At 69.1% G+C, this 20650-nt stretch carries 20 protein-coding genes; 10 read left to right on the forward strand and 10 right to left on the reverse strand.

The window, feature by feature from the left end; translation table 11 throughout:
- Positions 1 to 50 precede the first annotated feature (50 nt).
- From AC1Q6V_RS00385 to AC1Q6V_RS00395, 3 genes are all read left to right on the forward strand, one after another.
- Positions 51 to 995: a LysR family transcriptional regulator gene (locus tag AC1Q6V_RS00385; RefSeq protein ID WP_010811457.1), complete on the forward strand. Its 945-nt coding sequence runs from the start codon at positions 51 to 53 to the stop codon at positions 993 to 995.
- A 122-nt stretch (positions 996 to 1117) separates the two neighbouring features.
- The gene (locus tag AC1Q6V_RS00390) at positions 1118 to 2086 is read left to right on the forward strand and encodes a Bug family tripartite tricarboxylate transporter substrate binding protein (protein ID WP_010811458.1); all 969 of its coding nucleotides are present in this window, start codon (positions 1118 to 1120) and stop codon (positions 2084 to 2086) included.
- A 118-nt stretch (positions 2087 to 2204) separates the two neighbouring features.
- Positions 2205 to 3179: a M14 family metallopeptidase gene (locus tag AC1Q6V_RS00395; RefSeq protein ID WP_058697467.1), complete on the forward strand. Its 975-nt coding sequence runs from the start codon at positions 2205 to 2207 to the stop codon at positions 3177 to 3179.
- A gap of 88 nt (positions 3180 to 3267) precedes the next feature.
- Here AC1Q6V_RS00395 and AC1Q6V_RS00400 read toward each other — a convergent pair whose 3' ends face one another.
- The 5 genes from AC1Q6V_RS00400 to AC1Q6V_RS00420 form a co-directional block, all read right to left on the reverse strand.
- Positions 3268 to 3810 carry an Sbal_3080 family lipoprotein gene (locus AC1Q6V_RS00400; protein WP_439671150.1) on the reverse strand — a complete coding sequence of 181 codons (543 nt, stop codon included), beginning with the start codon at positions 3808 to 3810 and terminating at the stop codon, positions 3268 to 3270.
- A 139-nt stretch (positions 3811 to 3949) separates the two neighbouring features.
- Positions 3950 to 4153, reverse strand: a complete 204-nt coding sequence (locus AC1Q6V_RS00405) for a hypothetical protein (RefSeq protein ID WP_010811461.1) — start codon at positions 4151 to 4153, stop codon at positions 3950 to 3952.
- 30 nt (positions 4154 to 4183) lie between these two features.
- The gene (locus AC1Q6V_RS00410; RefSeq protein ID WP_010811462.1) at positions 4184 to 4753 is read right to left on the reverse strand and encodes an OB-fold putative lipoprotein; all 570 of its coding nucleotides are present in this window, start codon (positions 4751 to 4753) and stop codon (positions 4184 to 4186) included.
- Positions 4754 to 4794: 41 nt separating this feature from the next.
- Positions 4795 to 6039, reverse strand: a complete 1245-nt coding sequence (locus AC1Q6V_RS00415) for a glycosyltransferase (RefSeq protein ID WP_041687095.1) — start codon at positions 6037 to 6039, stop codon at positions 4795 to 4797.
- Between the two features lie 101 nt (positions 6040 to 6140).
- On the reverse strand, positions 6141 to 7097 hold the full coding sequence (locus tag AC1Q6V_RS00420; protein WP_011614346.1) for a LysR family transcriptional regulator: 957 nt from the start codon (positions 7095 to 7097) through the stop codon (positions 6141 to 6143).
- 180 nt (positions 7098 to 7277) lie between these two features.
- Between AC1Q6V_RS00420 and AC1Q6V_RS00425 the strand changes: the two genes are divergently transcribed.
- The 5 genes from AC1Q6V_RS00425 to AC1Q6V_RS00445 all read left to right on the forward strand — a co-directional run bounded on the left by AC1Q6V_RS00425 (position 7278) and on the right by AC1Q6V_RS00445 (position 13780).
- Positions 7278 to 8252 carry a Bug family tripartite tricarboxylate transporter substrate binding protein gene (locus tag AC1Q6V_RS00425; protein WP_454751134.1) on the forward strand — a complete coding sequence of 325 codons (975 nt, stop codon included), beginning with the start codon at positions 7278 to 7280 and terminating at the stop codon, positions 8250 to 8252.
- Positions 8253 to 8299: 47 nt separating this feature from the next.
- Positions 8300 to 9502, forward strand: coding sequence for a CaiB/BaiF CoA transferase family protein (locus AC1Q6V_RS00430; protein WP_439671153.1), 1203 nt, complete (start codon positions 8300 to 8302; stop codon positions 9500 to 9502).
- Positions 9503 to 9567: 65 nt separating this feature from the next.
- Positions 9568 to 10341, forward strand: coding sequence for an enoyl-CoA hydratase/isomerase family protein (locus AC1Q6V_RS00435; RefSeq protein WP_010811467.1), 774 nt, complete (start codon positions 9568 to 9570; stop codon positions 10339 to 10341).
- Positions 10342 to 10396: 55 nt separating this feature from the next.
- A complete protein-coding gene (locus AC1Q6V_RS00440; protein ID WP_454751133.1) occupies positions 10397 to 12751 on the forward strand; it encodes an acyl-CoA dehydrogenase family protein in 2355 nt (784 codons plus the stop codon).
- A 33-nt stretch (positions 12752 to 12784) separates the two neighbouring features.
- Positions 12785 to 13780 (forward strand): tripartite tricarboxylate transporter substrate binding protein, encoded by a 996-nt coding sequence (locus AC1Q6V_RS00445; RefSeq protein ID WP_010811469.1) that lies wholly within the window; start codon positions 12785 to 12787, stop codon positions 13778 to 13780.
- A 16-nt stretch (positions 13781 to 13796) separates the two neighbouring features.
- Here the strand turns inward: AC1Q6V_RS00445 and mnmE are convergent, their stop codons facing one another.
- Together mnmE and AC1Q6V_RS00455 are read right to left on the reverse strand one after the other, a co-directional pair.
- Entirely contained in the window at positions 13797 to 15224 is a 1428-nt protein-coding gene (mnmE, locus tag AC1Q6V_RS00450) for a tRNA uridine-5-carboxymethylaminomethyl(34) synthesis GTPase MnmE (protein ID WP_058697470.1), read from the reverse strand.
- 71 nt (positions 15225 to 15295) lie between these two features.
- Positions 15296 to 16117 carry a CHAD domain-containing protein gene (locus AC1Q6V_RS00455; protein WP_454751132.1) on the reverse strand — a complete coding sequence of 274 codons (822 nt, stop codon included), beginning with the start codon at positions 16115 to 16117 and terminating at the stop codon, positions 15296 to 15298.
- Positions 16118 to 16291: 174 nt separating this feature from the next.
- Here AC1Q6V_RS00455 and AC1Q6V_RS00460 point away from each other — a divergent pair, with 174 nt between their 5' ends.
- Both AC1Q6V_RS00460 and AC1Q6V_RS00465 read left to right on the forward strand, forming a co-directional pair.
- On the forward strand, positions 16292 to 16729 hold the full coding sequence (locus AC1Q6V_RS00460; RefSeq protein ID WP_010811472.1) for a PaaI family thioesterase: 438 nt from the start codon (positions 16292 to 16294) through the stop codon (positions 16727 to 16729).
- A gap of 31 nt (positions 16730 to 16760) precedes the next feature.
- A complete protein-coding gene (locus tag AC1Q6V_RS00465; protein WP_010811473.1) occupies positions 16761 to 17147 on the forward strand; it encodes a VOC family protein in 387 nt (128 codons plus the stop codon).
- 8 nt (positions 17148 to 17155) lie between these two features.
- Here AC1Q6V_RS00465 and tam read toward each other — a convergent pair whose 3' ends face one another.
- The 3 genes from tam to AC1Q6V_RS00480 form a co-directional block, all read right to left on the reverse strand.
- Positions 17156 to 17926 (reverse strand): trans-aconitate 2-methyltransferase, encoded by a 771-nt coding sequence (gene tam / locus AC1Q6V_RS00470; RefSeq protein ID WP_058697473.1) that lies wholly within the window; start codon positions 17924 to 17926, stop codon positions 17156 to 17158.
- A 77-nt stretch (positions 17927 to 18003) separates the two neighbouring features.
- Positions 18004 to 19461 (reverse strand): Asp-tRNA(Asn)/Glu-tRNA(Gln) amidotransferase subunit GatB, encoded by a 1458-nt coding sequence (gatB, locus tag AC1Q6V_RS00475; RefSeq protein WP_010811475.1) that lies wholly within the window; start codon positions 19459 to 19461, stop codon positions 18004 to 18006.
- A 90-nt stretch (positions 19462 to 19551) separates the two neighbouring features.
- Positions 19552 to 20643, reverse strand: a complete 1092-nt coding sequence (locus AC1Q6V_RS00480; protein WP_010811476.1) for a dienelactone hydrolase family protein — start codon at positions 20641 to 20643, stop codon at positions 19552 to 19554.
- Positions 20644 to 20650 lie beyond the last annotated feature (7 nt).

The following is a 20650-nucleotide window of genomic DNA, read 5'->3' on the forward strand; positions in this document are numbered from 1 at the left end:
ATTGCCGATAATGAGGGCATTGCCGCCCCACCTTCAACGGTCCGCCTTCCATGCATATCCGCTGGCTTGAAGACTTCGTCTGCCTGGCCCAGGCCGGCAGCCTGGCGCGCGCCGCCGAGCTGCGCAACGTGACCCCGCCCGCGTTTGGCCGCCGCATGCAGGCGCTTGAGGTCTGGGCCGGCGCCCCGCTGATCGACCGCAGCGCGTTCCCGGTGCGGCTGACCGCCGAAGGGCGCCAGTTCCTGGAAGCCGCGCAGAGCGCCTTGCGCACGCTGGACGAGACCCGCGTGGCGCTGCGCGCCGCGCACCGCGCCGACGCCAGCACGGTCACCATCGCCACCGGCAAGACCCTGGCGCGCTCGATGGTGCCGGCGTGGCTGGCGGGCCTGCGCGAGGCGCTGCGGCACGACCCCGCGGCGGCCGGTTTCCGCACGCAGCTGTCGACCTTCCCGATGCATGACGCGCTAGCCATGTTTGCCGAGGGCGATGCCGATTTCCTGCTCTGCTACAGCCCGCCGGACCTGCCGGTGATGCTGGATGACGCGCGCTACCAGTTCCACCTGGCCGGCGTGGAGCGGCTGGTGTGCGTCAGCGCCGCCGATGCGCGCGGCGCGCCGCTGCACCGGCTTGCGACCGGCAAGGCTGCGGCGAAGCCGGTGCCCATGATCGCCTACGCCGAGACCCTGACACTCGGCCGCATGGTCAACCAGGAGATCGCGCGCCGCAAGCTGGCGCCGCGGCTGGACGTGATCGCGGTCAGCGACTTTGCCGAGTCGGTGCACGAGATGGTGCGCCAGCGCATGGGCCTGGCCTGGCTGCCGGCACGCCTGATTGCTGACGACCTGCACGCCGGGCGCCTGGTGCGTGCCATCAGCGGCGCGCGCAGCGATGATGGCGGCGACCTGGCGCTCGATATCCGCCTGTACCGCCCGCGCGCGCCGATGCGCCCGCTGGCCGAGGCTTTCTGGCAGGCGGCGGTGCAGGCACCGCGCTGATGCGCCTTCGGCCACCATTGCCGAATCGGCAACCGCCCTTGCCAAAGCTGCACGCCGGGCCGGTTCCGCGCTCACTACCATCGCTCCACAACAACCATTCCGGGACCCCCAGAGCCAAGACCATGAAGACCATCCTGCGCGCGGCCGCTGCCGCACTCTGCCTTGCCGCTTCCGCCGGCGCCGTTGCCTCCGCCTGGCCCGCCAAGCCGATCACGCTGGTGGTGGGCTACACCGCCGGCGGCAGCGTCGACCTGGTGGCCCGGACCATTGCCCCGGAGCTGGGCAAGCGCCTGGGCCAGAGCGTGGTGATCGAGAACCTGGGCGGCGCCGGCGGCACCATCGGCGCGGCCAAGGTGGTCAAGGCCGAGGCCGACGGCTACACCCTGCTGATGGGCTCGGGCAGTGAAGTGTCGATCGCCCGCCTGACCAACCCCGCCGTGCGCTACGACGGCGAAAAGGACCTGGTGCCGGTGACCTTCGTCGGCACCCAGCCGATGGTGCTGGTCGGCAAGCCCGGCCTGGCGGCCAGGAACGCGGCCGAGCTGATTGCGCTGGCCAAGGCCCAGCCGGGCAAGCTGTCGTATGCCTCGTCGGGCGTGGGCACGCCGCTGAACCTGGCCGGCGAGCTGATCAAGCAGCAGGGCAAGGTCAATATCACGCACGTGCCGTACAAGGGCGCGTCGGCCATGGCCACCGACCTGCTCGGCGGCCAGATCGACCTGGCGGTAATGGTGCTGTCGTCGGCGCTGCCGCATATCCAGGCCGGCCGCGTGCAGGCCTACGGCGTGACCAACGCCAAGCGCTCGCCGGTGGCGCCGAACGTGCCCGCGCTGGCCGAGACGCCCGCGCTCAAGGGCGTCGACATGGGCGTGTGGTTCGGCCTGATGGGCCCGGCCAGGCTGCCGCAAACGGTGGTGGAGCGCCTGAACACCGAGATGCAGGCCGTGCTGGCCATGCCGGATGTGAAGAAGAAGCTGGCAGAAGCCGGTGTGGAAGTGGCGCCTGCCAATCCGGCGCAGTTCGGCAGCTTTATCAAGCGCGAGACGGGGCGCTATCGCACCATCGTGCAGACCGCTGGCATTCATGAATAAGTGAGGTTGCGGGGCGGCGTCGCTTCTTGCAAGTGCCCGCCGCCCTTCCTCAACTCGATTCACAACAACGACCCCGCAGGCATACGACCTGCCAGGCGCCCTGAACGCACCGATTCCCATGACCCAGCCCACCGCACCGATCGACGCCTACCCAGTCGATGTCGCGTTCCCCGACATCCGCGCCTACGCCGCCGGCAATACCGGCATCCCCTACCTGTACACCTTCGACAGCGGCCAGCCCGGCCCGCACGTGATGGTCAACGCGCTGACCCACGGCAACGAGGTCTGCGGCGCCATCGCCGTCAAGGCGCTGCTGGACCACGGACTGCGCCCGCGCCGCGGCCGGCTGACGCTGGCGTTTGCCAACGTCGACGCGTACCACAGCTTCGATGCCGCCAGGCCCGACGCATCGCGCTTTGTCGACCAGGATTTCAACCGCGTGTGGACCGCCAGGGTGCTGGATGACGCCAGCCTGGATTCATCGGAGCTGCGCCGCGCGCGCGCCATGCGGCCGGTGATCGACACCGTCGACCTGCTGCTGGACCTGCATTCGATGCATGAGAAAAGCCGGCCGCTGATCGTCTCCGGCCCGCTCGACAAGGGCATCGCCCTGGCGCGCGCGCTGGGCGCGCCGGCCGATGTGATCGTCGACGAAGGCCACCCCGAAGGCCGCCGCATGCGCGACTACGATGGCTTTGGCGATGCCGCCAGCCCGCGCAATGCACTGCTGATCGAGTGCGGCCAGCACTGGGAGCCCGCCGCCGTGACCGTGGCGCAGGACAGTACCGCGCGCTTCCTGCTGCATGCCGGCGTGATCGATGCGAGCGACTTGCCCGCAGGCTGGCTGCAACCGCTGCCCGCCACGCAGCGCGTGGTGCGCGTGACCGAGCCGGTGGTGGCCACCAGCATGGACTTCCGCTTTGCCGGCCCCTATACCGGGCTGGAGACCTTTACCGAGGCCGGGACCGTAATCGGCTGGCGCGACGGCGAGCCAGTGGTGACGCCGTATCCGGATTGCGTGCTGGTGATGCCGTCGCTGCGGCAGCTGCGCCCGGGCGTGACCGTGGTGCGCCTGGGGCGGCTGGAGCGCTGATCCGGGTACGCTGGGCCGGGCGCGGCTGCGCCCGGCAAGATGCTGCGCAGAGAGGCATGGTCCGGCCCTCCGGTTGACTGCTGACAGGCTAGGCCGCCGGGGCGGCCGTGCCCGGCGGCGGCGGGGGCGGCGGCAGCATGCCGGGGAACAGCTGTTCGACCAGTTCATCCAGCTTGGACGACGGCTGCACGAAGTTGCTCAGGTTGAGCCCGCCCGCGCTGCGGTTGGCGCTATAGATGGCCTTGCCGACACGGTCGCCGTTGCGGAACACGGTGATGTCCGCGCTGTTCAGGTACGCAGTCCAGTACCAGGCGCTGCGCGCCGTGTACAGCGCCACCACCGGGCATGCCGCGATCGAGGTCTGCGCCTGCAGCACCTTCACCTCAAAATTGCGCCGCCGCAGCGATGAGAGAAAGTTCTCGACAAAGTCATTGCCTGTGACCGGGTTCACCACCACGCACAGCAGCGTGCCGTTGGCGCCGTAGTTGCCCAGCGGGCCGCCGCCAGCGGGCACCTGGAACGCGACCAGGGGATCGGTGTGGTCGGGCCGGTCGACCGGGGTCACTGCCTGGTAGGTCGAGCAACCGGTGATCAGCAGGCCAAGGCCTGCGGCCAGCATAGCTTTGTACATGGATGTCCTGTATGGCTGGGGCGGGCTGCCATGCAAGACACAGTGGCCACCGCATACCTTCACACTGTAGGCGCCGGCACGCCGATCCAATCGTCCAAACAGAAGCGCAAAACGGCCGCTTCTGCGCCGCGGTGGCGCCTCAGCCGCCCGCGCCGCCGCCTTGAGCCAGCCGGCCCACCAGGACCAGGCACAGCCCGGCAAGGCAGACCCCGATCACTGCGACCTGCAGCCGCGTGACGGGTCTGCCGCCAAACAGCGTCTGGCTGAGCCAGGCGGGCGAAACCACGCCGACGATGGTGGCCACCATGATCAGGATGGCAAGGACGGACAGAACGGATTGCATGGCGGGACTCCGGAATCTAGGATGGCGCGATCAGTTGGCGCCGCCGCGCAGCAGGCAGTCGCGCAGCAGCGGTGCGCCATCCGCCAGCCCTGCGCCGTTGCATTCGAGCGCGACCTTCTGGCCGCGCCGCACCATGGTGGCTCGTGCTTCCACCTCGCACACCCGCCCTGCCGGGCCGCAGATCTGGCGTTGCAGCAGCAGTGCGCGCACATTCACGCCGGGATCGTTGGTGCGGATATCGACAAAGACCTGGTCGCGCTCGCGGCGAATGCCGCTGGCGACGCCTTCGACGATCAGGTACTGGCCCAGGTAGCGGGTGTCGGCTTCCTTGGGGTTGTCGCGGTAGTCATTCAGCAGCGTGTCGGCCTGGAGCTGCGGCAGCCGGTCCGCGGGGCGCTCCGGGTCAATGCTGATCGGGTCGAGCGTGCCATCGCGCGGGATCCCGCGCACGACGCTGGCCGGCACCGCGCTGGCTTCGGCCTGCGCCTCGGGCGCGGCATCGCCGACATCGTCGCGGCGGTCATTGCCGGCAAACCACAACATGCCAAGGACAGCCACGGCGACGATGGCAACAAGGATTTGCTGGGTACGGTTCAACATCGGAAGGTCCTGCGTCAGTGAATGCGGAATGCGGAACGGGATTATGCGCCCTGCCTGCCGCAAAAGCGCTCAATCGCCGCCACGGCGTGGTCGACGCCACGCTCGGCGGCCATCGCGCGGCCCAGCCTGGCGGCCCGTTCGCGCGTGGCCGGCTGCTCGGCAAAGGCGATCATCGACGCCAGCCGCGGCGCGTCGATCTTGTGCCCGGCGACATGACGCGGCGCCACGCCCAGTGCCGCCAGCCGGCCCGCCCAGAAGAACTGGTCGCCCGCAAACGGCAGCACGATCGCCGGCACGCCCGCCGCCGCGGCCGCATGCGTGGTGCCCGCACCGCCGTGATGGATTGCCGCCGACACGCGCGGCAACAGCCAGTCATGCGGGGTGGCGCCCACCACGTGGAAGCTGGATGGCAACGCCGCCACGTCGATGCCGCTCCAGCCCGGATAGAACAGCGCGCGCCGGCCATCGGCCGCCTGCACCAGCGCCGTCACCACCTTGTGCCGGTCAAAGCCCGCCATGCTGCCAAAGCCGATATACAGCGGCGCCTCGCCGGCCGCCAGGAAGTCGCGCAGCGGCGCGTCCGGTTGCCAGTCCGGCTGCGGCGGCATGGTCCACGCGCCGCTCACCAGCCAGTCGTCATGCCAGTCATGCGGGCGCGGGACCAGCTGCGGCGAGATCGCGTACAGCGTAGGAAAGTCCGCCCACATCGCCTTGCGCGCCGACGCGCCGAACAGCCTGGAGCGCGCAGCATTGGTCGCGCTACGGAACATGCGCCACAGCACGAAGTTGATCACGTGGTGGCTGGCGCGATTGGCCCACCCCGGCATCCTGAACGGCGGCAGCAGCGCGGACGGAAAGGCCCGCGTCGGCGAGATCGGGAACATGCCCGCGCCGATCACCGGCTTGCCCAACTGCTCGCCCACCGACAGCGCCACATACGCCGTCAGCCCCGAGAACACGATGCCGTCCGCATCGCGCGCAGCCTCCGCCAGCTGCGCCATCCACGCCTCGGTGTTGTCCTCGGCAATGCGCGCGAATGCACGCGTGGCCTCGGCGACGTTGCCGCCTTCGGTCATCAGCTTGTGCAGCGCGCCGCCGGGCGCCAGCGTCTGCTGGATATCGCCTGCCATCGGCGCGAAGGCGAGGCCGTGCTCTGCCGCGAGCGTGGCCGCCGAGCGTTCGCCCAGCATCAGCACGTCATGGCCGGCGGCGCGCAGGCCGAGGCCCAGCGCGACGATGGGGCGGCAGTCGCCCTGGGTACCGAAGGTGATCAGGATGAGGCGCATGGCGGGGGAAAGGTGCGATGCAAAAATCCGCATCGCAGCTTCGATTGTGGTGTTCCCGACAGTTTACCCGGGCGTAGCTTGCGCAGTAGGCCAGCCTGGCCTCAGGAAGCGTGTGCCGGCCAGCGGCCGTCGGCGACCAGGGCCTGCACCGTGTCGGAAATCAGCGCTTGCACGGTCGATGCGGCCATCGACAGTGGGGTGGTGGCAGAGCGGCACAGGTAGACCGGCCGCGAAATGCCGGGCTCGACGATGCGGGCCGCGGACAGCAAGCCGCTGCGCAATTCGCGGCGGACCGACGCATAGGACAGGATGGTGAAGCCGACCCCCGCCGCGGCCAGCTCGATCAACTGCGGAATGGCGTTGACCTCCGCCAGCACGCGCAAGCTGACGTGATGGGATTTCGCATGGCGGTCGATCAGCGCGCGCAGGCCATGCAGCCCGGCCGGCAGGAGCATGGCGTAGTCAGCCAGTTCGGCGAAGGCGACCTGGCCGACCGTGCCCGGACTGCCGCTGGCATTCGGCGCCCCATGGAGCGCGCCAGGGGGTCCCACCAGGACCAGGTCCTCGTCCAGCAGATGCTCGAAGAGCAGCCCGGCGCCAGGATCCACCTGGAAGGTCAGGCCGATGTCGATGTGCCCGCTGAGCAGGCGCTCCGGGATATAGCCCGTGCTCAGTTCGATGATCTGGAGCTGGATCTTCTGCCAGCGCGCCAGCGTCTCGCGCACCAGCGCCAGGGTCAGGATCTGCGCCATGGACTGGGGCAGGCCGATCGCGACACGGCCCGCCGGCTCGGCCACGAAGTCGCGGACATCCTCGCAGGCCAGGTCGACGCGGGTCAGGATGTCCTTGGCGTGGCTCACGAAGCGCAGGCCGGCCGCCGTGGGTAGCACGCCCCTCTGGGTACGGTCGAACAGCCTGACGCGTAGTTCTTGCTCGAGTTGCTTGATCTGGAGGCTCAGCGCCGGCTGGGCCAGATGCATGTGCTCGGCCGCCCGCGAGATCGAGCCTGCGGACACGACGGCCAGGAAGCACCGCAGATCCCGTATATCAATGGCCATGATGGGATTTCCAGCAAACGCGCGACAAGGCGGGGAGCTCAGTATATAAAAATTATATGTATGGCATCGTGAAACGGTCTTTTACTTATAGCAAGGCCGGCGCCATAGTGGCAACCAGATTCCCATCCTGCCAGGCAAGCGTGTCCGGCCAGGGACAAGGGAACCACACCGGAGACTGCCATGACATTCAGCCGCCGCACCCTGCTGCTCGGCACTGCCGCCGCCTTGCTGGCCCGGCACGGGTTTGCACAGGGCTGGCCTTCCAGGCCGGTCAGGATCGTGGTGCCGTTCGCGGCGGGAGGTCCGGGCGATTTCGTCGCGCGCCTGGCCGCGAAGCATCTCGCGCAGGTGCTGGCGCAGCCGGTCGTGGTCGAGAACAAGCCAGGCGCCAGCGGCAACCTGGGAGCGCAGTTCGTGCTGGACACGGAGGCCGATGGCCATATCCTGCTGCTGAACACGGTCGGCATGCAGGCGGTCAATCCCCTGATGTACCCAGCCGCGCGCTTCCTGCCGCAGCGCGATTTTGTGGCCATCGGCATTGCCGCCACCGTGCCGAACGTGCTGGTAGTCCATCCGGGCAAGCTCGGTGTCTCGACCATGGGCGACCTGGTCAGGCTTGGCAAGCAGCGGCCCGGCAACCTCACCTTTGCCACCTACGGGCCGGGGAGTTCTCCGCATATCTACGGTGCGCTGCTCCAGCGGCTGGCCGGCTTCTCGGCCATTGAAGTGCCGTACAAGGGCAGCGCGCCGGCCAGCAGCGATGTGATGGCGGGCCAGGTGGACTTCCTGTTCGACAGCATGACCACCTGCGTGGGCCAGATTCAGGGCGGCAAGCTGAAGGGGCTGGCGATCACCTCGGCAGAGCGGTCGCCGCTGTTGCCGGCCGTCCCCACCATGAAGGAGGCGGGCTACGGCGGCCTGGCCCTGAAGTACTGGCTGTCGCTCCAGGCTTCGGCCAGGACCCCGCCTGAGATCGTGTCCGCGCAGCGCCAGGCCCTGGCCAGGGCGCTGGCCGATCCCGCCTATCAGCGCGCCCTGGCCGCGCGTGGCGCAGAGCCGCTCCTGATCGCCCCGGCGCAAGTGCAGGCCTTTGTCGACCGCGATGCTGAACGCTGGACTGCCGCGGCCCGCAGCATTGGCATTCGGGCGGAATAGCCGCCACCCGGCCCTCTCATCCGACTTTACATCCATTGAAACTGCCCATGCTTGCGCTACAAGGAATTCGCGTGCTGGACCTGAGCAAGGTGCTGGCCGGCCCGCTGTGCGGCCAGTATCTGGGGGAGCTCGGCGCCGACGTCGTCAAGGTCGAGCCGATCGGCGTGGGGGACGATACCCGCGCCTGGCTGCCGCAGGAGCAGGGCCAGTCGGCAACCTTCCTTTCGGTCAACCACAACAAGCGCAGCATCGCGGTCGACCTCAAGACCGCCGAGGGACAGCAGCTCGTGCAGACCCTGGCCGCCGGCGCGGACATCGTGCTGCAGGGCTTCGGCGGAGGCACCGCGGCCCGGCTGGGCGTGGACCATGACAGCCTGAGCGCGCGCAATCCCCGCCTGATCTACTGCGAGATCTCCGGCTATGGCCGCACCGGCCCGCTCGGCAACGAGCCCGGCTATGACGTCATGCTGCAGGCGTTCAGCGGCATGATTAGCACCATGGGCGATCCGGCAGGCAAGCCGGCGCGCGCCAGTTTCTCTCCGGTCGACCTGGGCACGGGCATGCATGCCTTCAGCGGCATCCTGGCCGCGTTGATCGAACGCGAAAAGACCGGGCACGGCGTCTACCTGGAGGTCTCGCTGCTCGATACCGCGCTCGGCTTCATGGGCTACATGGCGCAGAACTACTGGCGCACCGGCCGGGCGCCGGCGCGCATGGGGACCGCGCACCCCGCCATGGCCCCGTACCAGGCCTTCGATGCAGCGGATGGCCCGCTCATGATCGGCGTCGGCAACGATGCCCAGTGGCGCCGCTTCTGCACGGTCGCCGGGCTGCACGACCACGTCGATGACCCCGCGTTCGCCACCAATGCGGCGCGCGTGGCCAACTTCGCGCGCACCGTGGACCTCGTGCAGCGCCGCATCGCCACGCAGCCGGTCGCATTCTGGCTGCAGGCATTGCGCGCGGCAGGCGTGGCCTGCTCGCCCATCCACACACTCGACCAGGCCCTTGCCCACCCGCAGCTGGAGGCACGGCAGCTGGTGGTCGAATCGGAACACCCGGTGCTGGGCACGGTCCGGAACATGGGTTTGCCGGTGCGGTTTCGCGACGGCAAGCGGCAGGCGCACCGCGCGCCGCCCTTGCTGGGGCAGCACACCGAGGAAATTCTGCGCGAGGCAGGCTTTGGCCCCGACATGATCCGGCGCTACCAGGCCGACGGCATCGTGGCGGTCGCCGGATCCGTCACGTAGTGAGCGCGAGGCAAGCCCGCCCCCAAGTCAACTGAAGCCCGTCCCATATCCACTCAATGGAATCCATGTCCTCCATCCGCTATGCCGTGCGCGACCAGGTCGCCGAAATCCAGCTGGACAGCCTGCCAGTCAATGCGCTGAACGAGGCCATGATCGACGACCTGATCGGCGCCTTGCGGCGCGCCGCCGAAGACGACTCGGTGCGCGCCGTCATCCTCGGCAGCGCCATCCCGCGCCGCTTCTGTGCCGGCCTGCGGCTCGATGCCGTGCAGCAGTCTTCACCGAGCCAGCTCTATGCGCTGGTGGAGAAACTCTATGTGGGGTTGTGCGAGGCGCAGTTCCAGCTGAAGAAGCCGTCGATCGCGGCGGTCGAGGGTGCGGCGCGCGGCGGTGGCATGACCCTGGCCATCTCGTGCGACATGATCGTCGCGGCCGAGGACGCAACATTTGGCTATCCCGAGATCGACGTCGGCATGATCCCTGCCATCCACTACACGCATCTGCCGCGCATCGTCGGGCGCCACCGCGCCTTTGACCTGCTGTTCACCGGGCGCGCATTCGATGCCGACGAAGCCTGGCGGCTGGGCCTGGTCAGCCGCGTCGTGCCGCAGCCGGACGTCATGCGCGAAGCCCGGGCGCTGGCGCAATCCTTCTGCGAGAAATCGCCCACCATCGTGCGGATGGGCCGCGCCGCCTTCCTGCGCGCCAACGACTCCGACTACCGCCGCGGCGTAGCCGGTGCGGTGGAGAGCTTCGGGAATATCGCGGTAACCGATGACGCAAAGGAAGGCGTGGCGGCGTTCGTGGAGAAGCGCAAGCCGGCATGGTCGCCAGGGTGACTGTGATCCCGTCAGGAGAACGCAACCCAGCAGTGCTTTCATCAAAGGGCCAACCATGCCAGATCATTCCCGAGCCGATCGCCTCGAAGCATTCCGCCAGGAGGTTCGCAGCTTCCTGCGCGAGGTGGTCCCGCCCGATATCCGGGCCGCTTCGCGCGCCCATTGCCTGGTGACGCGCGAGCAGGCCGTGCGCTGGCAGCGGATCCTGCATGCGCGCGGGTGGGCGGCACCTGGCTGGCCGCGGGAGTACGGCGGCCCGGGATGGTCGCTGGTGGAGCAGGCAATCTTCCGGGAAGAGCTGGCGGCCAGCGACGCGCCGCGCTATGACAATCTCGGCATCGATACCATCGGACCCACGCTGATCCGCTATGGCACGCCCGAGCAGTGCCGGCGCTTCCTGCCCGGCATGCTGTCCTTCGATGACTTCTGGGCGCAAGGCTATTCCGAGCCCGACGCCGGGTCCGACCTAGCGTCATTGCGCACCGTTGCGCGCCGCGATGGCGACGAATGGGTCGTCAACGGCAGCAAGATCTGGCAGACCCTGGGCCAGTGGGCCAACTGGGCACTGGTGCTGGTCCGCACCGATCCGTCTGCCCGACGCAAGCAAGAAGGCATCTCGGTGCTGCTGATGGACCTGCGCACACCGGGCGTGACGGTGCGGCCGATCCGCTTTATCAACGGCGCGCACTTCCACGTGCAGATGTTCTTCGACGACGTGCGGGTGCCCGCGGCCAACCTGGTGGGCGTGGAACACGCCGGCTGGTCCATCGCCAAGGGACTGCTGGTGATCGAGCGCCTGTTCGTCGCCCGGGTGGGAGACTGCAAGGCGGAGCTGGCCAGCGTCGCGAAACTGGCCGGCAAATGGCGCCCGGGCCCCGGCGCGCAGATCGACGATGCCTTGCTGGCGCGCCGGCATGCCGAGCTCGATATTCGCATGCGCGCGCTCGAAGCCGCGTGGTGGCCGGCAGTGCGGTTTGCTGAGCAGGGCGGCAGCCCTGAGCTGGAAGCCTCGCTGCTCAAGCTCGATGGCAACCTGCTGCTGCAGGACCTGCACACGTTCAAGCTGGATGCGTTGGGCGCCCGAACATTGCCCTTCGATCCCCGCGCGATCGATGGCGAGCCCAGTCCGGAGCCGCTATCTCCTGGCCATGCCGAGAATTTTCCGCTGCACTACTGGCGCTACCGTGGCATCACGCTGGCCGGGGGCTCGTCGGAGATACAACGCCAGATCGTTGCCAAGGCTGTGTTCGGCGGACTGACCGAGATCGACCGCCCCCGCCAGGACCAGATGGACGAGCAGCAGGCGATCATGGACGGCACCCTGCGCCGCTGGCTGGACAAGCACTACGGCTTCGAGCGCAGGCGCGAGACCGTGGCTGCCAGGGACGGTTTCGACCCTGCCGCATGGGCTGCCCTTGCCGAGCTGGGCCTGACCGGCCTGCTGATCCCGGAGTGCGACGGCGGCCTGGGCGGCACCCTGTCCGACCTCATGCCATTGCTGGAAGCGCTCGGCGAGGCCCTGGTGGTGGAGCCTATGCTCTGGAGCGCGGTCCTCGGCACGCAGGTGCTGCTTGGCGCGGAGAACGCAGAAGGACGCGAACCGCTGCTCGCAGCGCTGGCCAGCGGCCAGGCCCGCTGCGCGCTGGCTTATCGCGAGGGCCAGTCCCGCCGCGACGTCCACCATCCTGAAACCGTTGCGCGCCGGGATGGCGCGCACTGGCGCCTGCACGGCGTCAACCGGCTGGTGATGGGCGCCGCCCAGGCGCAGCATCTGTTTGTTACGGCTTGCCTGCCTGAAGGCGGGCTGGCGCTGTTCGATGTGCCGAGCCAGGCGGCCGGTGTCGGCCTGCGTGCCTATCAGCTCCACGACGGGCGCAGCGCGGCGGACATTCGCTTCGACAACGTCGAACTGCCTGCGTCCGCGCTGCTCTGCGGCGCGGACCACGCCACGGCGTTGCTGGACGACGCGCTGGAACTTGCCACCCTCGCCCTCTGCGCGGAAAGCATCGGGGCCATGCGGCGATCGCTTGCCCTCACGGTTGAGTACATGCGCATGCGCAAGCAGTTCGGCCGCACCCTTTCAGAGCAGCAAGTGCTTCAGCATCGGGTGGCCGACCACTATCGCGGCTGGCATGCCGCACGCCAGCTGGTGCGCGAAGCCGTTGCAGGCTGGTCCCTGGTGCCGCCGGCCGAGCGCTCGCGCCGCGTCAGCGCCGCCAAGTACATGGTTGGCCATGCCAGCCGTGTGCTTGCGCTTGACGCCCTGCAACTGCATGGGGCGATCGGCATGCAGGACGAAACCCCGATCAGTCACTACAGCAAGCGCCTGATGGCCAACGATGCACTGCTCGGCAATGCCTCGGCGCATCTCGGGCGCTTTGTCGATGCCGGCCATCGCTCGCAGGCGTGAACAGGACAACACTGAGAAGAAAGAGGCAATGCCATGCAAGCACTTCGCAGTACCAGGCGCCTGGCGCTCGCACTTGCCGCTGCCCTGGGCGCAATGATGGCGGCCCCGGCTGTGTCCGCGCAAACGGGCGCGGCGTGGCCTGCGCGGCCGGTTACCATCATCGTGCCGGGCGCGGCAGGGGGCACGATCGATATTCCCATCCGCCTGCTCGCGCAGAAACTGAGCCTTCGCCTTGGCCAGCCTGTCATCGTGGACAACCGGCCCGGCAGCGGGGGCATCATCGGCACACAGGCGGCGCTACGCGCGCCCGCCGACGGCTACACGCTCCTGGCCGGGAATGTCGGGCCGCAGGCCATCAACTACAGCGCCTACAAGACCCTGCCATACAAGCCGGACGACCTGGTGGGGATTACCGATGTCATCTCTTTTCCCAGCGTCCTGGTCGTCAACGCACAGTCGCCGATCCGGAGCGCCGCCGACCTGGTCGCGCAAATGAGGGCGCAGGCGGGAAAGCTGTCCTTCGGCTCCTCCGGCATCGGCCAGACCAGCCACCTGACCGGCGAACTGCTCAAGCAGCGCACGGGAACGGATGCCATTCACGTTCCCTATCGCGGTTCCACGCCGGCGACCACCGCGCTGCTGGCCGGTGAAACGACTTTCCAGTTCGACAACCTGACCCAGGCCCTGCCGCATATCCGGGCCGGCAAGCTGCGCCCGCTCGCCGTGACGTCGGCACGGCGAATCCCCAGCCTGCCCGAGGTGCCGACCATGGAGGAAACCGGGGTGGGCAACCTCTTGTCGACGGCGTGGATCGGCATCTTTGTGAAAGCCGGCACGCCGCCGGAGATCGCAGCCAGGCTGCATGAGCACCTGGTCGCGGTCCTGCGCGCCCCGGACGTGGTTACCGAAATCAGCCGGATGGGCGGTATTCCAGGCGGACAGGCACAGGAGAGATTCGCCGCCTTTGTCACGGCGGAACGCTTGCGCTGGAGCGAAACCATCAAGACATCGCAGCTGAGCCTGGATTGAGGTCAGGCGCTGCGCCTTATTTTCCGATGCAAAACCGCGTAAAGATCGTCCCCAGCAGATCATCACTGGTGAACTCACCCGTAATGCTGTTCAGGCAATCCTGTGCCAGCCGCAGTTCTTCGGCAAACAGGTCCAGCGCCTGCGCCTGGTGCTCGGCCTGCTCGGCGGCGATATCCAGGTGCGATTGCGCATTCCGCAGCGCCGTCAGGTGCCGCTCGCGCGCCAGGAAGTTGCCTTCATTGCCCGACTGCCAGCCCACCAGCCGCAGCAGCTCACGGCGCAGCAGTTCAATGCCGGCCCCGGTGCGCGCCGAGATCCAGATCTCGGTCGGGTTGGGGCCGTTGGCGGCGACCACGTGCGGGCGGTTGCCGCCGAAGACGACATCGCCAACCGCGGGCGCCTTGTCGATCTTGTTGACGATGCGCACGATCGGCGAGCCCGGCGGCAGCTGGCCGCTGAGCTGGTCGTCGATGGCGTCGTCAGTCTCTGACAGGCCATGGCGCAGGTAGTCGGTGGCGTCGACCAGGTGCAGCACGATGTCGGCGCGGCGGATAGCGTCCCAGGTGCGTTCGATGCCGATGCGCTCGACTTCGTCGGCGGCATGCTCGCGCAGGCCGGCGGTGTCGATGATATGCAGCGGGATGCCGTCGATCTGGATGGTCTCGCGCACGCGGTCGCGCGTGGTGCCGGCGATGGGCGTGACGATGGCCAGCTCCGCGCCGGCCAGCGCGTTCAGCAGCGACGACTTGCCCACGTTGGGCTGGCCCGCCAGCACCACCGACAGGCCCTCGCGCAGCAGCGCGCCCTGGCGCGCCTGCGCCAGCACGCCGCTCAGTTCGGTGCGGATGGTGGCAAGCTGGCCGCGCGCGTCGGACTGTTCCAGGAAATCGATCTCTTCTTCGGGGAAGTCCAGCGTGGCTTCGACCAGCATGCGCAGGTGGATGACCTTGTCCACAAGCTGGCGGATGGCGTTGGAGAATTCGCCCTCCATTGAACGCGCCGCCGAGCGCGCCGCGGCCTCGGTGCTGGCTTCGATCAGGTCGGCCACGGCCTCGGCCTGGGCCAGGTCGAGCTTGTCGTTGAGGAAGGCGCGCCGCGTGAACTCGCCGGGCTCTGCCAGGCGCAGGCCGATGCCGTCGCCCGCTTGCAGGCAGCGTGTCAGTAGCATCTGCATCACCACCGGCCCGCCGTGGCCCTGCAGCTCGAGCACTTCCTCGCCGGTATAGGAATTGGGCGCCGGGAAATACAGCGCCAGGCCGTGGTCGATGACCTTGCCATGGCCATCGAGGAACGGCAGGTAGGTGGCGTGGCGCGGCTTCAGTGCCTGGCCGCAGACGGCGCGCATCACGGGGCCAACATCGGGGCCCGACACGCGCACCACGCCGATGCCGCCGCGTCCGGGCGCGGTGGCGATGGCGGCAATGGGAACCTGGGGAGCAGTCATGGCGCTATTGTCGCAGATCGGGTGCGGTTGGCGTGGCACGCGGTGGGCAGGCCGCCATGGCGGGCGGGTGGTCAGCTGGCACCGGGCAGCGGGCGCGGCGGCGCCTCGTCCGGCATTGCCTGCGCCTGCAGGCAATCGGCCAGCAGCCGGCGCGCGACGATGCCGTCGACAAGGCGGCCGAGCTTTGCCTGCCCTTTGACCAGCTTGCGATGCAGGTCCCTGGTGTAGCGGGATGGCAGCACCGGCTCGAATGCCTCGATCACATAGCGCAGTCGCTTGCCGGCGATGCGCTGCTCATGCACCGCGCGGGGATCGCCGCGGCGTGCGGCCTTTGCCAGCGCGCGCAGGCGCTTGCGGCCGCGGCGCACGCGCTTGCGCGCAAAGGGCCCGAGGCGGCCACCGCCATTGCGGGCGCGGGCGGCCAGCTGGGCCAGGTGCGCCAGGTCGCGATGCAGCGCTGGCAGCGGCCAGTCACGGTAACCGGCCAGGGCCGCCAGCATGGTTTGCCGTGCGGTGTCGCGGCGCTCTCGGGCGGTGTCGGCGATGGCCGACAGCACGGTATCGTCCGGTTCCAGTTTGCGTGCCGGGGCAATGGTTTCGGCCAGGAATACGTCCCAGTCGCGCACGTCGCTGGTGGCGCGCGCCAGCATGCGCAGGTCATGCTTCCAGCGATCGCGCTCCTGCCGCGGCAACGACGGCCCCAGGGCCCAGAGCACCGCGCGCGCATGGCGCACCGCCACGCGCAGCGCGTGCAGGTCTTCGGGCTCGTCGCGGCGCAGCAACTGGGCCAGGCTCGCTTCGATGCGCGCCAGGCTTGCCTGCGTCAGCGCGGCAAAGGCCGCGGCGGGCCGCGTCTTGCGGCGCAGTGTGGGGGGATGGGTGTCGGCGATCATTGCGGGCTGCATGCGCTCAGGCGCGCACTCGGGTCGCGGATGCTTCCAGTGTAGGCGACGGCACGCCGGCCCGCTTCCGCGCGGCGTAACAGGCGCATGGATGGTTGACAGCCCCGCGCCTTCACGCTGCAATGCGCACATCCCGGTGATGCAGTGACCCGACAAGGAACAGCCATGACCACCGAACAGGAACGGCTTCTGCTGCGCGACACCATCGAGGCGGGCTTTCGCCAGGCCGCCTTTGTCAACGATGTCGGCATCACGCTGGCGGACTGCGGGCCCGGCTGGTGCGAATCCACGCTGGCCATTGCGCCGCGCCACCTGCAGCACGGCGGCATCGTCCATGCGGGCGTGCAGGCCACCATCGCGGACCACACCGCGGGCGCGGCGGCATCCACCATCCTGGAGGCAGGCCAGCACGTGGTCACCGCGGAGTTCAAGATCAACCTGCTCAGGGCCGTGCGCAGCGAACGGCTGCGCTGCCGTGCCGATGTGCTCAAGTCCGGCCGTTCGATCATCGTGGTGGAGGCGGATGTCTTCGCCGACGTCCACGGTGAATCGGTGCTGGTCAGCCGCCTGAACGCCACCATGAGCGTGCTGGACCTGGCCTGAGCCCTCTCCCACCGTTGAAAGGAAGCGACCCATGATCGACCACACCGGCGTAAGCGTCAGTGACTACGGCAAGAGCCGCGCCTTCTACCAGGCGGCGCTGGGCGCCATCGGCTATGTGCTGGACAAGGAATTCCCGGCCAGCGTCACCGGCAGCACCGATGTCGCAGGCTTCGGCCCACCGGGGCAACCCGACTTCTGGATCCACCGCGGCACGCCCAACCAGCCGCCGCTGCATGTGGCCTTCCGCGTGGACAGCCGCGAGACCGTCGATGCCTTCCATCGCGCGGCGCTGGCCGCGGGCGGGCGCGACAACGGCGCGCCGGGCATCCGCGCGCACTACCACCCCAACTACTACGGCGCCTTCGTGCTGGATCCGGACGGGCACAACATCGAAGCGGTGTGCCACAAGCCGGCGTAGGGCTGGCGTCAGCGCGTCGCGACGATAAACAGGCGCGGGAACGGCAGCAGCACCGACCCGTCCGGCAGCGCCGGGTACGCTTTGGCAATCTCGGTCTGGTAGCGCGCCAGGTAGGCGGCGCGCTCGGCCTCGTCCAGCGGTTGCAGGAAGGGGCGCAGGCCGCTGCCCTTGAACCACTCCACCACCGCGGCCGGGCCGCCCGCCAGCGGATGGTGGTACGTGGTCAGCCATACGTCCACGCGCTGGCACAGCGGGCGCAACAGCTCGTAGTACCACTGCGCCGGGGCACGCTCGGCGCGGGCCTTGCTGGCGCCGGCGAGCTTTTCTGCCCACGGGCTTTCCGCCGCCACCTGGCGCATCAGCCGGTGCGCGGGTTCTTCCAGGTTGTCCGGCATCTGCACGGCCAGCGTGCCGCCGGGAGCGAGCCTGGATACCAGTGCCGGGAACAGGCTGGCGTGGTCAGGCAGCCACTGCAGCACGGCATTGGCCAGGATCACGTCATAGGGCCCGGCCTCGTCCCAGGCGCCGATGTCGGCCACGCGGAACTGCACCGCGGGCAGGCGCTTGCGCGCCGCATCGACCATGTCCTGCGAGCTGTCCAGCCCGGTCACCGACGCCCCCGCATAGCGCGCCAGCAGCACCTCGGTGGAGTTGCCCGGCCCGCAGCCGATATCCACCGCGCTGCGCGCGATCTCATTGGGGATGGCAGCCACCAGGTCGCGGACCGGGCGGGTGCGTTCGTCTTCGAAGGCGACGTATTGGTGGGCGGACCAGCTCATGGGGGATCTCCTGACTTTTAGAGCAGGCCAGTAGGATACGCCTGCCGCAGCGGTTCGCTGGCCCTGTCAGCCAGCCCTTACCCCAGCTTCTTCTTCAGCAGCTCATTCACCTGCGCCGGATTGGCCTTGCCCTTGGTCGCCTTCATCGCCTGCCCGACCAGCGCATTGAACGCCTTCTCCTTGCCCGCGCGGAATTCCTCGACCGACCTGGCGTTGGCGGCCAGCACGTCGTCGATGATCTTCTCCAGCTCGCCGGTGTCGGACATCTGCTTCAGGCCCTTGGCCGCGATGATGGCGTCGGCATCGCCGCCGTGCTCGCCGGCCCACATCGCCGGGAACACGTCCTTCTTGGCGGTGTTGTTCGATACCGTGCCGTCGGCGATGCGCGCGAGCAGCCTGGCCAGTTGCGCCGGCGTGACCGGTGCGGCGTCGATGGCGATGCCTTCGCGGTTCAGCTGCGAGGCCACATCGCCCATCAGCCAGTTGGCCGCGGGCTTGGCGTTGGCGGCGCCGGCGTCGGCCACCACGGCCTCGTAGTAGGCGGCGAAGGCCTTGGTCGCGGTCAGCGTGGTGGCGTCATAGGCCGACAGGCCGTACTGCGAGACAAAGCGCGCCTGCATCGCCACCGGCAGTTCCGGCAGCTCGCCGCGCACGCGCTCGACCCAGCTCGCGTCGATTTCCAGCGGCATCAGGTCGGGGTCTGGGAAGTAGCGGTAATCGTGCGCGTCTTCCTTGGTGCGCATGGCGCGCGTTTCGCCCGTTTCCGGGTCGAACAGCACGGTGGCCTGCTGGATCTTGCGGCCGTCCTCGATCTCGGCGATCTGCCACTGCACTTCGTACTCGATGGCCTGCTGCAGGAATCGGAACGAATTCAGGTTCTTGATTTCGCGGCGGGTGCCGAATTCCTTCTGGCCGAGCGGGCGCACCGACACGTTGGCGTCGCAGCGGAAGCTGCCTTCCTGCATGTTGCCATCGCAGATGCCCAGCCACACCACCAGCGAGTGCAGCGCCTTGGCATAGGCCACGGCTTCGGCGGCGCTGCGCATGTCGGGCTCGGTGACGATTTCCAGCAGCGGGGTGCCGGCGCGGTTCAGGTCGATGCCGGTCATGCCGGCAAAGTCTTCGTGCAGGGACTTGCCCGCGTCTTCTTCCAGGTGGGCGCGGGTCAGGTTGACGGTCTTTTCGTAGAACTCGCCCTTCTTGCCTTCGACCTGGATGGTGATGGTGCCGCCCTGTACCACCGGGATCTCATACTGGCTGATCTGGTAGCCCTTGGGCAGGTCGGGGTAGAAGTAGTTCTTGCGCGCAAAGACGCTGCGCGGCGAAATGGTGGCGCCGATCGCCAGGCCGAACTGGATGGCGCGCTCGACCGCGCCCTTGTTGAGCACCGGCAGCACGCCCGGCAGCGCCAGGTCCACCGGCGAGGCCTGCGTGTTGGCCTCGGCCCCGAAGGCGGTGGAGGTGCCGGAAAAAATCTTGGAGGCCGTCGAAAGCTGAGCGTGCGTTTCGAGGCCGATCACCACTTCCCATTGCATGGCGGTATTCCTGTTCGGTTCTTTCGGTTCTGTCTGTTGCGGTGGAGCGGCGCAGCCGCCCCGGGGTTCAGTCTGGTCTTGCCCCGGCCCTCAGGGGTCGGGGCTGGCAAGCCATGAGTCGAGCTGGGCCAGCGCGGCGACGCGGGCCACCGCATCGCCGCCGACGGTGACGCCCTGGGTCTTGCGCATGCCCGCCGGTACGTCGCGGCGCATATGCAGCTCGCTGGTGCCGTCAAAGCCGTGATAGGCGCCGGGGTAGATCTCCAGCCGGAAGCGCGCGCCCGGCTGGCGCGCCAGCACCGCGCTTTGCAGCATGGCGCAGCGGGTGGCGGGCGTCCAGTCGTCGGCGCCGCCGATCATCAGCAGCATAGGCGCGCGCAGGCGGAAGTTGTGCTGCTGCACGGCGCGCCTGCAGCCCGGGTAGAACGCCACCGCGCGCTCCACCTGGGGCGTGCCGGCCGGCCACGGGCGGCTGGCATCGACGGTAGCCAGCACCGCCTGCGCGCCGTTGGACCAGCCCAGCAGCACGATACGCGCGGTGTCGACCGCCGGCTGCTGCGCCACCCAGCGCAGCGCGGCCAGCGCATCGGCGCGGCGCGTGCGGTCGTCGATGCCGCGCGCGTCGATGGGTTCGGAGCAGATGCCGTGGGGCCTGCCGCGCGCGCTGAAGCTGTCCGGCATCAGCACGGCATAGCCGCGCTCGTTCAGCCAGTGCGCGTATTCGCGGTAGCGTTGCTGCAGCAGTCCGGAAACGTCCGCCTGGGCGGTTCCGGCGGCACCCGCCGCGCTCGCGCGCGCGGGGCGCGCGGACAGCAGGCCGCCGCAGCCGTGCAACGCCACCACCACCGGCAGCGCGCGCGGGGTGGCGCCCTCGCGCGGCAGGAACCAGTAGGCGGTGAGCGCGGGCGTGGCCGCATCGCCGCGCAGCTGGACACGCTGCGCCGGCACGGGTGCCGTGGCCGCGGATCCTGGCGCGGCCCGGCTCACCGCATTCGGCGCCAGCACGCCGGCGGGCGTCAGCGGCGCCGGCTGCGCCAGCGCGGGCGCGGGCAGTTCCGGTGTATGCGCGGATGCGCCGGCCAGCCATGCGCCCAGTCCCAGTGCCACCGCGGCGCGCAGCACCGCCACCGCCGGACGGGCGGTGCGCGGTGAGCGTTGCGGGGTGGCGGGTGCGTGGGTCATGGCCGGC

The sequence above is a fragment of the Cupriavidus sp. GW823-FHT07B10 genome (assembly GCF_058794355.1).

Coding starts and splice junctions, on each gene's coding strand:
- AC1Q6V_RS00430 (WP_439671153.1), top strand. CDS start 8,300: ATGCTTGCGCTACAAGGAATTCGCGTGCTGGACCTGAGCAAGGTGCTG.
- tam (WP_058697473.1), bottom strand. CDS start 17,926: ATGAGCTGGTCCGCCCACCAATACGTCGCCTTCGAAGACGAACGCACC.
- AC1Q6V_RS00405 (WP_010811461.1), bottom strand. CDS start 4,153: ATGCAATCCGTTCTGTCCGTCCTTGCCATCCTGATCATGGTGGCCACC.
- AC1Q6V_RS00465 (WP_010811473.1), top strand. CDS start 16,761: ATGATCGACCACACCGGCGTAAGCGTCAGTGACTACGGCAAGAGCCGC.
- AC1Q6V_RS00425 (WP_454751134.1), top strand. CDS start 7,278: ATGACATTCAGCCGCCGCACCCTGCTGCTCGGCACTGCCGCCGCCTTG.
- AC1Q6V_RS00415 (WP_041687095.1), bottom strand. CDS start 6,039: ATGCGCCTCATCCTGATCACCTTCGGTACCCAGGGCGACTGCCGCCCC.
- AC1Q6V_RS00455 (WP_454751132.1), bottom strand. CDS start 16,117: ATGATCGCCGACACCCATCCCCCCACACTGCGCCGCAAGACGCGGCCC.
- AC1Q6V_RS00435 (WP_010811467.1), top strand. CDS start 9,568: ATGTCCTCCATCCGCTATGCCGTGCGCGACCAGGTCGCCGAAATCCAG.
- AC1Q6V_RS00420 (WP_011614346.1), bottom strand. CDS start 7,097: ATGGCCATTGATATACGGGATCTGCGGTGCTTCCTGGCCGTCGTGTCC.
- AC1Q6V_RS00460 (WP_010811472.1), top strand. CDS start 16,292: ATGACCACCGAACAGGAACGGCTTCTGCTGCGCGACACCATCGAGGCG.
- AC1Q6V_RS00440 (WP_454751133.1), top strand. CDS start 10,397: ATGCCAGATCATTCCCGAGCCGATCGCCTCGAAGCATTCCGCCAGGAG.
- AC1Q6V_RS00480 (WP_010811476.1), bottom strand. CDS start 20,643: ATGACCCACGCACCCGCCACCCCGCAACGCTCACCGCGCACCGCCCGT.
- AC1Q6V_RS00395 (WP_058697467.1), top strand. CDS start 2,205: ATGACCCAGCCCACCGCACCGATCGACGCCTACCCAGTCGATGTCGCG.
- mnmE (WP_058697470.1), bottom strand. CDS start 15,224: ATGACTGCTCCCCAGGTTCCCATTGCCGCCATCGCCACCGCGCCCGGA.
- gatB (WP_010811475.1), bottom strand. CDS start 19,461: ATGCAATGGGAAGTGGTGATCGGCCTCGAAACGCACGCTCAGCTTTCG.
- AC1Q6V_RS00445 (WP_010811469.1), top strand. CDS start 12,785: ATGCAAGCACTTCGCAGTACCAGGCGCCTGGCGCTCGCACTTGCCGCT.
- AC1Q6V_RS00385 (WP_010811457.1), top strand. CDS start 51: ATGCATATCCGCTGGCTTGAAGACTTCGTCTGCCTGGCCCAGGCCGGC.
- AC1Q6V_RS00410 (WP_010811462.1), bottom strand. CDS start 4,753: ATGTTGAACCGTACCCAGCAAATCCTTGTTGCCATCGTCGCCGTGGCT.
- AC1Q6V_RS00390 (WP_010811458.1), top strand. CDS start 1,118: ATGAAGACCATCCTGCGCGCGGCCGCTGCCGCACTCTGCCTTGCCGCT.
- AC1Q6V_RS00400 (WP_439671150.1), bottom strand. CDS start 3,810: ATGTACAAAGCTATGCTGGCCGCAGGCCTTGGCCTGCTGATCACCGGT.